We start from the raw sequence: 13217 nt of genomic DNA, 5'->3' as shown, positions 1-13217 counted from the left end.
AAAGGAGATATCATGAAAATCGTTATTATCGGAGGAACCGGCCTGATCGGTTCGAAGACGACCGAACGCCTGCGGGCCAAGGGACACGAGGTCATCGCCGCCTCGCCCAATACGGGGGTCAATACCATTACCGGCGAGGGCCTCGCAGATGCGCTCGCCGGGGCCGACATCGTGCTCGACCTCGCCAACTCCCCTTCGTTCGAGGACAAGGCGGTGATGGAGTTCTTCGAAACCTCGGGCCGCAATCTGCTTGCCGCGGAGAAGGCGGCAGGCGTCAAGCATCACATCGCCCTTTCGGTGGTTGGAACGGAGAGGCTTCAGGACAGCGGTTATTTCCGTGCCAAATTGCAGCAGGAAAAGCTGATCCGGGACGCCGGCATTCCCTATACGATCGTGCATTCCACGCAATTCATGGAATTCCTCGGGGGCATTGCCCAATCCGGCATGGTGGATGGGAAGGTGCATTTGTCACCGGCCTTCGTGCAGCCCATCGCTTCCGACGACGTTGCCGAAGCCATGGCCGACGTGGCCCTGGGTCTCCCTGTCAACGGCATAATCGAAATCGCCGGCCCTGAGCGCTTCCGGCTCAACGAACTGGTTGCCCGTTATCTGAAGGCCACGTCGGATGCCCGCGACGTGGTCGCCGATCCCGATGCGAAATATTTCGGGGCACGCCTGGAAGATGCAACGCTGGTTTCCGATGACGCCCCACATCTCGGCAAGATCGGCTTTGAACAGTGGTTCGCCACGTCTTCGCGCAAATAAGCGGTGTCCTCAAACTCGTAAGGATGAATGCAATGATTAAAAGAACCCTCGCCGCGATTGGCATCGCCGCCCTTGCCACAGGCATTGCCACGGCGCACGACGCGCCCGGCGGAGCAGCTTCGAAGGTCACGCTCGTTTACGAGCACGAACTGCCCAACGTACCGGGTAAAAGCCTCAAGGGCGTGCTGGTCGAATACGGCCCCGGCGGTTACTCCGACGCCCATACCCATCCGGACTCGGCCTTCATCTACGCGACGGTGCTCGAAGGCTCCATTCTCAGCCAGGTCAACGATGGTCCGGTGAAAGAATATAAAGTCGGCGAAAGTTTTTCGGAATATCCGGGTGACCGGCATGGGGTCAGCAAGAATGGCAGCGACACCAAACCCGCCAGGCTTCTCGCTGTTTTTGTGGTCGATACCGGTCAGAAGGATCTGACTTTCCCGATCAAGAAATAAGTCACGCGAGGGCCGGATGCCGCATTTCCATCCGGCCCTTTTCCATCTTCGCAGGAGAAACCGACATGTTTGCGATGCCTGATATCGCCAGCTTTCTGATCATCGATGTGCTGGGCGTCGTTGGCATCGTCATCTGGCATCTGCAAGGGTCCAGGCGACCCACTGCGCGGTTGATCGTGCAGATCGGGTTCTTTGTCGCCATGACCCTTGTTTTCGCCTACGGCAATATCCTGCCGCACCGCATTCCCGCGAACGAGCGGGTAAGCGGCAGCGACATTGCGGGCGTTTCGGCGCGCGTCCTGTGGTGGGTGCATCTCGCCTGGGCAAGCATCGGCTTTGTCCGCCTTTACATCGTCCTCGATCGCCGGCCGCAGGAAGCCCGCCTGATACAGGACCTTATCGTTGCCGGCGTCTATCTGGGCGTCACGCTGTCCATCGTGGGTTTCGTCTTCGAAGCCCCCATCGGCACGCTGGTCGCAACCTCCGGCGTTGTTGCAATTATCCTCGGTCTGGCGCTTCAAAATACGCTCGGCGATCTATTCTCGGGAATAGCACTGACGCTCGGTCGCCCATTTTCCATTGGCGACTGGATTCAGCTTGCCGATGGTACGGAGGGGCGCGTCGTCCAGAACAATTGGCGCTCGACGCAGGTGCTTACGCCGGCCAATAATCTGGTCGTTCTTCCCAACAGCACGCTGGCCAAACTCGGCTTGACCAATCTCAACAGACCCGACGAGACCCATCTCATCGTCTTGCCCGTCCGCATCACCGCCGACAGGAGGCCAGCGGATGTCGAGACGATCCTGAGGTCGGCGATGCAGACCTGCCAATGCATAGTCCAGTCACCCGTCCCGATCGTCGCCCTCAAGGGTATCGATGCGGTCGCCATCGATATCGAACTCCAGTTTCGGGTGACGGCGCCAGCCGCAAGAACGCCCGCTCGCAATGAGGTCATCGATGTCGTGCATCAACACTGCGCCGTGCATGGCTTATCCTTCGCCATGCCTGTCCAGAGCTATCTGCAACTGGCGAGACCGCGCCGGCATTGACGACGTGATGGGAAGATCAACCGGACCTCTTCAGAACCCATTCGAAGGTGCCGGACCAGATTTCCGGCGCGATATCTTTTTCAAGTATCTTTCCAAGCTCGGCAAACGTCACGCGGCGAAGTGCGTTACGCCAGGCTTCGTCAGCTTCCCACATGATGCGGGCGATCGCGCAGGGCCCGCTTTCGCAATAGCCTTCCGGGCGGCAAGGATTGTTCGCCCGAATATTCTGGCAGACGAAAGTGCGGTCATTCCCTTCCACCGCTTCGACGACATCGAGAAATGTGATTTCGCTCGCCGCCCTTGCCAGCCGATAGCCGCCCGTCGGGCCAAGCGTGGCGCGGACGAGACCTGCCTGGGAAAGGGTCTGCAGCGCCTTCGACAGGTATTCCTTGGGAAGCCCATGAAGTTCGGCAAGCGCCTTGGTGGAGAGATATCGGCCTTCAGGGAGGCCCGAGAGGATGGCGCAACAGTGAAGTGCCCACTCGACTTGGCTCTTGAGGATCATGCAGGACATCCTACCGCAATCGTGCGGTGATTAAGGATATTCAATATCCCTATTTCCCGGGCTTGTAAATATCCGTCGCGGCCGCACCCTGCCAATCGATGACCGCAAAGCCTGCAGAGTGGAAGGATATCACCGTGTGGCCATCCGCGTCGCGATCGTCATCGGCTCCAAACCGCAAGGAACCGCGTTAAAAACCACGGACTTACGGTTTTACGGTGCCAGGACCTTCCCCACCCCGCGGCGGCTCCGCCAGAAGCACAGCTTTTGCTTTATCATTGTTTTACAACACGTTAGAAAATCATCCCGCCGCTTCTTGACAGGGCAAACCATTTGATGTGATGGTATGCCATAATAAATAATATAAGAGAGCGGAGCTTAATATGAACTGGAACCAGATTTCCCGGAAATGCATAGCCGTGCGCGCCAAAGCCCTTATGGCGGGTGCCGCACTCACTGTTTTTGCCGGCACCGCCGTCGCCCAGGACTGCACGCCGAAAATATCCGACGACCATCTCATCAAGCCCGGCCATCTCGTCATGGCCACCAGCCCGACGTTGCCGCCCATGGCCTATGCCGACCAGCAGGGTGTGCTGAAGGGTTTGCGCATCGAACTCGGGTACGAGATCGCCAGGCGGCTCTGCCTGAAACCGGAATATATCAGCACCGAATATGCGACAATGGTGCCAGGCCTGCAGGGTGGCCGCTGGGACATGATCAATGCCGGCCTGTTCGTCACGGCGGAGCGGCGCAAGATACTGTTCATGATTCCCTATGAAAACCTCGCCATCAGCATTTCCACGGCCGTCGGCGCGTCCGATCCCATCGCCAAGGTCGACGATCTCGCCGGCAAGGCCGTCAGCACCGATATTGGCGGCTATGCCGAGCGCAAGATCAAGGAACTCAACGAAGACTTCAAGAAGCGCGGTCTTGCGCCGATGACGATCAACCTGTTCGACAATTACGCGACGGTTTATCAGGCGCTGCGTGCCGGTCAGGTGCAGGCGGCCGTCTCCATCGATCCCGTCGCCAAGCAATATCAGGATCGCGGCGAATTCACCCATGCGCTGTCAGGCATGTATCCCACGCCCGGTTCACTTTCCTTCGGCAGCAAGGATGTGGCCGACGCCGTTTCCGCCGCCCTGAAGGAGATGAAGGCGGATGGTTCGCTTGAAAAGCTGATGGGCGGTTATGGCGTCAGCATAGCGCCGGGTGACCTCGCCGTTCTCGGCCCGGAAGGCTGAATTTCATCCATCTGAACTGCCATCGTGGCGGGAAGCTTTCCGCCGCGACCGTTCCCGCATGAATTGGAGAAAGACGTGAAGGGTTGGAACTGGGAAGGTTTCTTCGAATATCTGACGAATTATTATCTGTTCGAGGGCGCGCTGGTGACGCTCGGCCTCACGGTCTTCGCCATGACGGCGGGTCTTGCGCTGGGCTTCGTCATTGCGGTGATGCGCATGTCGAAATACCGCATCCTGTCTGGCCCCGCCTATTTCTACACCTGGATCTTTCGCGGCACGCCGCTTCTGGTGCAGCTCATCATCATCTATACCGGCCTGCCGCAGATCGGCATCAAGCTCACCGTCCTGCAATCCACCCTGATCGGCCTGTCGCTCTGCGAGGCCGCCTATCTCTCGGAGATCGTCCGCGCGGGCATCGCCGCCGTTCCGAAAGGCCAGATCAATGCCGCCCGCGCCATCGGCATGACCGAGGCGCAGGTGATGCGCTACATCGTTGCGCCGCAGGCCTTCCGCATCATCATTCCGCCGCTCGGCAATTCCGTCAACGGCGTGCTCAAGACGACGTCGATCGCCTCGATCATCTCCATGGAAGAGCTTCTGCGCCGCACGCAGGTGCTCATTCAGGAAAAATTCCTGGTTCTGGAGCTCTTCATGGTCGCGGCCCTTTATTACCTCGCCATGACGACCGCCTGGGAACTGATCCAGCGCCGCATCGAGAAGCGGTTCGGCAAGGCCTATGGCCCCATGTCCACTGACGCGCATTAAGGAGTGGCCTGATGTCGCAAGCAATCAGCATGATAGAACTGCAATCCGTCAACAAATGGTACGGGCCAAATTTTCAGGTTCTGACCAATTGCAGCCTGAATGTCGCCAAGGGGGAAGTCGTCGTCATCTGCGGCCCCTCCGGCTCTGGAAAATCCACTCTCATCAAATGCGTGAACGCGCTGGAGACGATCGGCAACGGCGTCATTACCGTCAATGGCGTGGAGGTGACAAATCCGAAGACCGACATGCCGAAACTGCGCTCCAAGGTGGGCATGGTGTTCCAGCATTTCGAACTTTTCCCGCATATGACGATCCTTGAAAATCTCTGCATCGGGCAGGAAAAGGTTCTGGGCCGCTCGCCGGCGGAAGCGCTCGCCAAGGCCAATGCGCTGCTGGAAAGAGTGGGTCTGACGGCGCATGCCAGGAAATATCCCGGCCAATTGTCGGGCGGGCAGCAGCAGCGCGTCGCCATTGCCCGCGCATTGGCGATGGACCCGGTTGCGATGCTGTTCGACGAGCCGACATCGGCGCTCGATCCGGAAATGATCAACGAGGTGCTCGACGTCATGGTCTCGCTCGCGCAGGAGGGCATGACGATGATGGTGGTGACCCATGAGATGGGTTTTGCCCGCAAGGTGGCGGACCGCATCGTCTTCATGGATGGCGGCGAGATCGTCGAGATCGGTGAGGGCGACAGTTTCTTCACCGATCCGAAAACCGATCGTGCGCGCTCCTTCCTGTCGAAAATCCTGGCGCACTAGGTTCATGCAGGCCGGAGCAGGCCCCGAAAACCCGCTTCGGCCATTCCGAACAACGCAGTCTGATAGTGGCGGAGAACCGCAATGATAAACCGTGTCCTGATGCCCCGCGAAATGCTCATCGGCGGCGGCAGCCGTTTCCGATTGCCGGCTGTGGTAAAATCGCTGGAGGTCAATCGCCCGCTGCTGGTCTGCGATCCCGTGATGCAGAAGCTTGGTCATGCAGAGGCTCTTCTGCAGGCGCTTGCGAAGGAAGGCATCAAGGCTGCGGTCTTCTCCGACGTTGTTGAAGACCCGACGGACATATCCATCGCCGCTCTGGTGAAACATGTTGCCGATGGCGATCATGATGGCCTGGTTGCGCTTGGCGGCGGCAGCGCCATGGATACGGCCAAGGCCGGCGCCATCGTCGCCACGAGCGGTGAGAAGTTGAGCGCCCTCAAGGTGCCGCGCATCGTTGATTTTTCCGTCATGCCGGTGATCGCCATTCCCACGACGGCGGGAACCGGTTCGGAAGTGACCCGCGCTGCCGTCGTCACCGATACGGCTGCCAGCGAAAAAATGCTGATCCTCGGCACCGCCGCTTTGCCGGTCGCGGCCATCATCGATTACGAGCTGACATTGAGCTGCCCCTACCGGGTCACGGTCGATACCGGCATCGATGCACTGACCCATGCGCTGGAAGCGCTGGTCAACCGCAATGGCAACGCCCATTCCGAAGCGCTGGCGCTCTCCGCCCTGAAGCTGATCGGCGCCAATCTTGAAAGAGTGGCGAACGATCCGGAAGACCGGGATGCGCGTGAAGCGATGATGCTGGGTGCGACCCATGCCGGACTTGCCGTCTCCAACACCTCCACCGCGCTGATCCATGGCCTCAGCCGGCCGGTCGGAGCCTTTTTCCATGTGCCGCACGGCATGTCGAATGCGATGGTGCTGCCGCTGGTCACGCAGTTCTCGCTGAACGCCGCTCTTTCCAATTATGCGGCAGCCGCGCGGGCGCTCGGCTGTGCCAGTGCGGCGGATAGCGACCAGATTGCCGGCACGAAGCTTGTGGAGGCTTTCATCGGCCTCAACAGGCGGCTGAAAGTGCCGACCCCGCAGGCATTCGGCATCGACAGGAGCCGCTATCTCGATCTCATGCCCGAAATGGTGCGGCAAGGGCTGGCTTCCGGCACGCCGGCAAATAACCCGCGGGTGCCGACAGCGGCAGAAATGACGCGTTTATACGACCTCGCCTATGACGGTCGCATCGAAGAGTTCTAAGTCATAACGCCCTGCCAGAATTTACGATTTTCGATTTTTCGAAAGAGAATCGTCTGGCACCGGCGCTCCTATCAGGACACCCTCGCCGACCTTGATGTCGGCCATGATGGATCGCTTCCGGGGCTCTAGCCGGTTTGGATAATGCCTCTGGCGTCGAGCGCTGTGAGATCTTCTCTCAGGCGTACGGCCATATCCATCCGCTCATGAAGGATACTCATCACGCCCAGGTCGCCGTTATCGAGCTCTCGGAAAAATAAATAATGATGCTCATACCGGCTAAAATAGGCCGCGCGCGTAATGTCGCCGGGAACGGCAAGCCTTTGGGGAAGGCGCCGCCAAAGCAGGTGGTTGTCGCAGAGACGCTGCAAATGCGCGTGCAGGCCACGTATATAGGTCTCAGCCTGCGCTTCGCCCCAGGCATCCATCGTATCACGCCAGATTTTATCCTGTGCGGCGTCGGCAGGCGCATAAAAGCGATAAGCTGTCATAACGAGCGACGCTTGTTGCGGCCGATGACATCGTCAGCCGAGACGGCTACAAACTGGCTATCATCCGCACGCATGGCGGGAGCAAGTTCCTTTTGTAGCGCATCCCATGCCTCGTCGCGGGTTTGCAGGTCACGCCGAATAAGCGCTCGAATATATTCGCTCGCATTTTCATAAAGACCGTCATCGCCAATCTGCTGCTGAATATGGTCCTGCAACGCGCCGCTGACTTTGACGTGGATGCTACCTGACGCCATGACGTTTCCTTTCGCTCTCCGCAACTATGGAAAGCGTAGCATATATTGTCAATATTCATCACGGCAAGCCAGCAACTCGCACAGGGCGCAAGGACGGTGTGGCGTCTCCAGTGGCAGCACCAGCCGAAGCTAATGCAGCCACTCGCAACGATAGGCGAGGACCGGCTCGGAAAATCCTTTCAGCCTGTAGCGATGACCATAGACGAGGACATCGGCGCCGCCATATTCTTGGAAGGTCTTGTCCGACATCAGGATCTGATCGCTCTGGGCGGCAGCGCAAAGCCTTGCGGCCAATTGCACGGTGGTGCCGAAGAAATCATTGCTGTCTTCGATTGGCTCACCACAATCCAGTCCGATGCGGATGTGAATGGGCTCGCCCTTGTCGCTGTTATAACGATGGAACTCGCGCTGGATATCAATGGCGCAATCGACCGCAAATGGCGTCGAGGAGAACACTGCCATTATGCCATCACCGGTGTGCTTGACCTCCCGTCCCGATCGTCGCCCCAGACAGCCACGTACCAGCGCATCATGCGCCCGGACGAGTTCCGTCGCCATACGATCGCCGAGGCGGGCCGTCATTTCGGTCGAACCGACAATGTCGGTGAAAAGGATCGCGCGGTGGCCGGCGTCCATATCTGTCAAAACAGGCCCGACCGCTACCGGATCCTGTATTCGCCCGAGAAATGCTTCTACGGCCGACAGGGCAACTTCCACGACTTCACTGGCGATAAAACCGTGGGCTTCCCGATGCACGCACTGTGCGGTTTCGGCATCCGGGGCATCCATAAGGCAAAAGGCGGTGCCACGCCTTTCATCAAACCAATAGGTCAAGAACCTGACGCCATACTGATCCTGAACGTTGAGATCTTTAAGGTGTGCCGCGGCAATATCCGCCGCTGAAACTCCGGCAAGCTCGTGCCGGTCCATGAAGATAGGCATTGTTTCCTCCCAAGAGTATATCGTTGCCTCCTCTGCCGGCGAGTTTACGACTTCACCGAACGAGCGTCCATCGTTCTTACGGGTGACGCCGGACGGGAGGGAGGCACCGAAAGAGCGATATTCGTTCGCGTTATACTGCAGGCGTCGCGGGAGCCGAATGGCCTTTTACCTGCGTTTCACCATGCGCCGCAGCAGGGAGCCGGATCGGGACTTGCGAGGAATGAGGTGGATATCGCTGACCAGCTTTGCGCCGCCTTCCCGACGTTCCAGCGTTATCTTTCGGCTGTGGAAGGCTTCAAGTTCGGCACGATGCGCCACGCTGATGATCGTGGCGTCGGGCAATTCATCGATCACCGTCTGCATCATCCTGTCCTGGCTCTTTTCGTCCAGAGCCGCGGTCGCTTCGTCCATGACGATGATATCGGGATCGTTCAGCAACAGGCGCGCGAAAGTCAGCCGCTGTTTTTCACCACCCGACAGCGTCTGGTCCCACGGCGCCTCCTCCTCCACCTTGTCCTTGAGGTGGCCAAGGCCGACCTTTTCGAGCGCTTCCCCTATCTCTTCAAGCGTCCAGTTCTCGGCCGCCTGCGGATAGCAGACCGCCCGGCGCAATGTGCCGGACGGAATGTATGGCCGCTGCGGCAACATGAAAAGCCGGCTGTCGGCGCGAAAACGCACGCTGCCCCCACCCCATGGCCACAGGCCCGCGATTGCCCGAACAAGCGTGCTCTTACCGGAGCCGGATTCTCCCGCGACAAGGACCCTTTCTCCCGGTCCGATTTCGACATCGGTTTCCTTGACGACGGCCGTCCCGTCGCCCAGCGAAACGGAAACATCCTTGAGGCTGAGCATCGTTTCGCCTTCCGTCTCACCACGCACGATCCGGCCAAGCGTATCGCTCTGTTCGGCCCGCTCGAGCCCGTCAAGCGACATCATCAGGGATGCAACGCGCCGTGCGCAGGCATTCCAATCCGCCAGCCGCGGATAGTTATCGACCAGCCAACCGAAGGCGGATTGAACGATGGTGAAAGCCGATGCCGCCTGCATGACCTGACCGAGGGACATGCTTCCATCGAGAAATTTCGGCGCGCAGAGCAGAACCGGGACGACGGGCGCAATCAACATCGATCCATGCGACACAACGGTGGTGCGCATATATTGCTGCGCCATCTGCTTCCACTGGTGCCGGACATTGCGGAACCTCCTGTCGAGGTCGCTTCGCTCCTCCTCCTCGCCGCCAAGCAGGGCAATGCTCTCGCCATTTTCCCTGACCCTGGTCAGTGTGTAGCGGAACTCCGCCTCAAGCTGGTTCTTGACCTCGGAAACCCTGACGAAGTTACGGGCGATCCACGCGATGGAGCTTGACGTGATCAGCGCGTAGATCACTGCCGCCACCACGAGAAAGCCGGGGATTGTGATCCATATCCCACCGATCGGCAGCGTCAGCGCACCGCCGATCGTCCACAGGACAACGATGAACGTCGAGGCAGACACGAAGGCGGCGATGACGCCTGCTATGAAATCCACCGGCGCTTCGGTGGCGATTCGCATATCTTCCGAAAGCCTCGCCTCCGGGTTCTGGTGGTCGCCGTCAATCAGATTGAGCTGGTAGTAGCGGCCATTTGCAGTCCACCGGGAGACCAGCACCTTCGTCAGCCACGACCGCCAGCGCCTCTGGATCCGCATTCGGACATAGACCTGCGATGTCACGATCAGCACGCTTCCGAGAACGAGCGGCGGGAATATGGAGGCAAGAAAATAGACCGTGGATGCATCGCGTTTTTCAATCGCGTCGAAAATCCCGCGATTCCAGACGTTGATGCCATATTGGAAACCGACATTAATGCCGATCATCACCAGCAGCCCGATGGAGAATGGCCATGCCAGCCCATCGCCGCGACGGCTCCAGAAACCTCGCGCGCTGATCCAGAAGCGCTTCAGCAGATATTTCTTGCGAGCCTGCTCGGCCTCCTCCGGTGTCAAACCCGAAGCAGGTTCTTCCGCCGGCGGAATGGGATCATCGGCGGCGGCGTTAGCATGTGAATTCTCTGCACCATTATGGCCGGTGCCATCGACTGGTTTCGGGTTTGCGTCAGCATCGGTCATGAACGCTTAAACGAGTGGCGGTTTGAAAGGTTGCAGGTCAGGAACGCCTACCGAGCTGATAGCGGGCGGAACATCACCGGCCCGCGTTCCGCACAGCACCCGCTTGCAGTCAGGCCACGGCTCTGGATGCGCGCATGCAAGCGTGAACGTTGTGCGGCGCACAAGTTTCGGACGAATAGGCATGAATTTCGGATTTTTAGGTACATATCATCCGGAAAAATTCATCTAAGACTCTCTCAACTCAAGGAGAGACAACATGACGGACACGACATCACAGTTTGACGGGACGACGATTCCCCTCGATGCCGACGAGCAACCCGCGTGGACCGCGGCAACGTGGTTCGCGGTTCTTTCGATGGCGGCTACCAGCTTTGCGCTGGTATCGGCCGAGTTTCTGCCAGCGGGACTTCTGACGCCCATGGCGCGCGATCTCGGGATCACAGAAGGTACGGCCGGGCAGGTCGTCACGGCCACCGCTTCCGTAGGCGCGGTGGCGGCTCTGCTGAGCAATGTTCTCATCGGCAAGCTGAACCGAAAGACCGTGCTTGTCGGCCTGAGCGTGCTGGCGATCGCCTCCAACGTTCTCGCATCATTCGCGACCGATTTCTGGCTGTTGCTGGTAGGCCGGGCCGGGCTGGGTATCGCGCTCAGCGGTTTCTGGGCACTGTCGGTTGCCGTTGTCTCGCGGCTCGTCGGCGCGAATTCGACCGGGCGCGGCATGGCTATCGTCACCCTCGGCGTTTCGCTCGCCACCATCGCCGCCCCTTCGATGGGTGCCTTGATCAGCGACTGGCTGGGATGGCGCATAGCCATGTCGATGACGGCCGGGCTTGCTGTCATTGCCATGCTGCTGCAGGTCCTTAGCTTGCCGTCGCTGCCGGCAAGTACCAGCAACAGTCTTTCCGATGTTTTCCGGTTGACCCGGCGGCGCAGTGTTCAACTGGGGATGCTTGCAATCCTGTTGCTGATGACGGGCCATTTCGCCGGCTCGGTTTATGTGCGTCCTTTCCTGGAACAGGTGACGCTGCTTGGGACCAAGCCGATTGCACTCGCACTGCTCGGGTTTGGCGTCGCCTCCGTGATCGGCAATGTCGCGGGGGGCCGAATGGCTGACACCAGTATCCGCCTCGCACTCACCGTTACCGCCGCCCTGATGGCATTTGCGACGCTCGCCCTCGTTCTCTGGGGCGCTCATACCGGTGCCGCATTTGCTCTCGTCGCCCTCTGGGGCCTTGCCTTCGGCATGGCGCCCGTCGTACTGCCGACCAACCTCTCCCGCGGCGCGCCCGATGCCCTGGAAGCAGCAGGCAGCCTGATGGTCGTTTCTTTTCAGGTGGCTATCAGTATCGGTGCGGTTTTCGGCGGCTACATCGTCGATTCCTACGGCGCAACTGCTCCTTTGGCTCTGACTGCGATCCTGGCTGCAGCCACCGCCGCTCTCGCCTTGCTGCAGCGGGCTGACTAAAGCGCTGCGGCAACGGGTGGCGGTTTGCACAAACCGCCACGTAAACACGGGTCAAAAATCAGCAAGACTCCTGCCTTGCGTCACTCCACCTTTGCGTTACGCTTGCGCAGGGATTTCCAATGGAGGGACTGAGGCATGTGCAATACCTGCGTGATCGAGAACGTGAAACGGAACATGCTGTCACGACGCCTGCTGTTCAAGGGCGCCGTGGCAGGAGTGACGGCAATGGCGGCGGGCAGCCTCGCGGCCCCGGTGCTGGCGCAATCACCCCGGCAGGTCATCGATCTCACCCATAGCTACGATTCAACATTTCCCACATTCGACGGCAAACCGGGAATAGAGTTCGAATGGGCAGCGGAGATCGCCAAGGACGGTTATCAGCTCCACAAGCTGACGATCTACGAACATACCGGCACGCATATCGATGCACCCTTCCACTTCAGCGCCAACGGCGCGAGCGTCGATCAGCTGGAGCCGCAGAAACTCGTCGCGCCACTGGTCATCATCGACATCACCGACCGTGCGAAAGAGGATGCCAATTCCACCGTCGAGGCCGAAGACATCGAACGCTGGATTTCTGCAAATGGCGACATACCTGCAGGTGCGATCGTGGCTTTGCGCTCCGGCTGGGCGACCAAGGTGAAAAGCCCGTCATTCCGCAATGACGATGCCGGAAAATTCGCCTTCCCCGGTTTCGGCAAGTCCGCGACCGATCTTCTGCTCGAGCGCGACACGGTCGCTATCGGCGTCGACACGCTTTCACTGGACCCCGGCAATTCGGCGGATTTCGCCGTCCACAATTCCTGGCTGCCGGCGGGGCGCTACGGGATCGAAGGCCTCAACAACCTTGAGGCTCTGCCGGTCAAGGGCGCGACCGTGATTGTCGGCGCACCGAAGCACAGCGGCGGAACGGGTGGGCCGGCGCGTATCCTGGCTCTGGTGTGAGACCGGCACACTCTGCAACAGCAACATGCCGCCGCCGGCGCATGAACGCGCGGCAACGGCCATTCGGCGACGCTGCTGCAGCACGACAACAACAATGCCCATGGCATTTTCCAATATGGGCGCAACACCGACACCAATGTGGTGCAGGATAGCGACAATGGCAGTGGCCTGACCTTCAGTTATGGCTGGTAAGGCAATTGCCGGACAGCCATAACT

14 protein-coding genes and 1 pseudogene are annotated in these 13217 nt (G+C 59.5%); 10 read left to right on the top strand and 5 right to left on the bottom strand.

The genetic code is table 11. The annotated features are described in order from the left end of the window. Positions 1–12: 12 nt before the first annotated feature. The 3 genes from AC5YUO_RS25045 (at position 13) to AC5YUO_RS25035 (ending at position 2269) form a co-directional block, all read left to right on the top strand. A complete protein-coding gene (locus AC5YUO_RS25045) occupies positions 13–765 on the top strand; it encodes an SDR family oxidoreductase (RefSeq protein WP_496155692.1) in 753 nt (250 codons plus the stop codon). A gap of 32 nt (positions 766–797) precedes the next feature. Next, positions 798–1220: a cupin domain-containing protein gene (locus AC5YUO_RS25040; protein ID WP_496155691.1), complete on the top strand. Its 423-nt coding sequence runs from the start codon at positions 798–800 to the stop codon at positions 1218–1220. A gap of 65 nt (positions 1221–1285) precedes the next feature. Then, positions 1286–2269 (top strand): mechanosensitive ion channel family protein, encoded by a 984-nt coding sequence (locus tag AC5YUO_RS25035; RefSeq protein ID WP_496155690.1) that lies wholly within the window; start codon positions 1286–1288, stop codon positions 2267–2269. A 16-nt stretch (positions 2270–2285) separates the two neighbouring features. Here the strand turns inward: AC5YUO_RS25035 and AC5YUO_RS25030 are convergent, their stop codons facing one another. Next, positions 2286–2774, bottom strand: a complete 489-nt coding sequence (locus tag AC5YUO_RS25030; RefSeq protein ID WP_496155689.1) for an RrF2 family transcriptional regulator — start codon at positions 2772–2774, stop codon at positions 2286–2288. A 380-nt stretch (positions 2775–3154) separates the two neighbouring features. Here AC5YUO_RS25030 and AC5YUO_RS25025 point away from each other — a divergent pair, with 380 nt between their 5' ends. The 4 genes from AC5YUO_RS25025 (at position 3155) to AC5YUO_RS25010 (ending at position 6801) form a co-directional block, all read left to right on the top strand. Further along, entirely contained in the window at positions 3155–4015 is an 861-nt protein-coding gene (locus AC5YUO_RS25025; RefSeq protein ID WP_496155688.1) for a transporter substrate-binding domain-containing protein, read from the top strand. Positions 4016–4090: 75 nt separating this feature from the next. Beyond that, complete coding sequence (locus tag AC5YUO_RS25020) at positions 4091–4780, top strand: amino acid ABC transporter permease (protein ID WP_400815336.1); 690 nt, start codon at positions 4091–4093, stop codon at positions 4778–4780. A 29-nt stretch (positions 4781–4809) separates the two neighbouring features. Then, entirely contained in the window at positions 4810–5541 is a 732-nt protein-coding gene (locus AC5YUO_RS25015) for an amino acid ABC transporter ATP-binding protein (protein ID WP_400815684.1), read from the top strand. A gap of 81 nt (positions 5542–5622) precedes the next feature. Then, positions 5623–6801 carry an iron-containing alcohol dehydrogenase gene (locus AC5YUO_RS25010; protein WP_496155687.1) on the top strand — a complete coding sequence of 393 codons (1179 nt, stop codon included), beginning with the start codon at positions 5623–5625 and terminating at the stop codon, positions 6799–6801. 125 nt (positions 6802–6926) lie between these two features. Here AC5YUO_RS25010 and AC5YUO_RS25005 read toward each other — a convergent pair whose 3' ends face one another. From AC5YUO_RS25005 to AC5YUO_RS24990, 4 genes are all read right to left on the bottom strand, one after another. Continuing rightward, positions 6927–7289 (bottom strand): type II toxin-antitoxin system RelE/ParE family toxin, encoded by a 363-nt coding sequence (locus AC5YUO_RS25005; protein WP_496155686.1) that lies wholly within the window; start codon positions 7287–7289, stop codon positions 6927–6929. Beyond that, positions 7286–7543: a ribbon-helix-helix domain-containing protein gene (locus AC5YUO_RS25000; protein ID WP_496155685.1), complete on the bottom strand. Its 258-nt coding sequence runs from the start codon at positions 7541–7543 to the stop codon at positions 7286–7288. Before AC5YUO_RS25000 ends, AC5YUO_RS25005 begins: the two co-directional genes overlap by 4 nt. 129 nt (positions 7544–7672) lie before the next feature. Next, positions 7673–8485 (bottom strand): nickel-binding protein, encoded by an 813-nt coding sequence (locus AC5YUO_RS24995; protein ID WP_496155684.1) that lies wholly within the window; start codon positions 8483–8485, stop codon positions 7673–7675. A gap of 165 nt (positions 8486–8650) precedes the next feature. Further along, positions 8651–10591: an ABC transporter ATP-binding protein/permease gene (locus tag AC5YUO_RS24990; protein ID WP_496155683.1), complete on the bottom strand. Its 1941-nt coding sequence runs from the start codon at positions 10589–10591 to the stop codon at positions 8651–8653. Positions 10592–10847: 256 nt separating this feature from the next. On the opposite strand from AC5YUO_RS24990, the gene AC5YUO_RS24985 reads away from it, so the two are divergent. From AC5YUO_RS24985 to AC5YUO_RS24975, 3 genes and pseudogenes are all read left to right on the top strand, one after another. After that, positions 10848–12056 (top strand): MFS transporter, encoded by a 1209-nt coding sequence (locus tag AC5YUO_RS24985; protein ID WP_496155682.1) that lies wholly within the window; start codon positions 10848–10850, stop codon positions 12054–12056. Positions 12057–12191: 135 nt separating this feature from the next. Continuing rightward, positions 12192–13001, top strand: coding sequence for a cyclase family protein (locus tag AC5YUO_RS24980; protein WP_496155681.1), 810 nt, complete (start codon positions 12192–12194; stop codon positions 12999–13001). Between the two features lie 48 nt (positions 13002–13049). Then, positions 13050–13193: pseudogene (locus tag AC5YUO_RS24975) on the top strand (curlin); the annotation flags it as partial. Positions 13194–13217: the final 24 nt, after the last annotated feature.

Source organism: Agrobacterium sp. LEGMi-208b, from assembly GCF_059511785.1.
The sequence above is the reverse complement of the archived record's forward strand: the minus strand, read 5'-3'. Positions and strand labels throughout refer to the sequence as shown.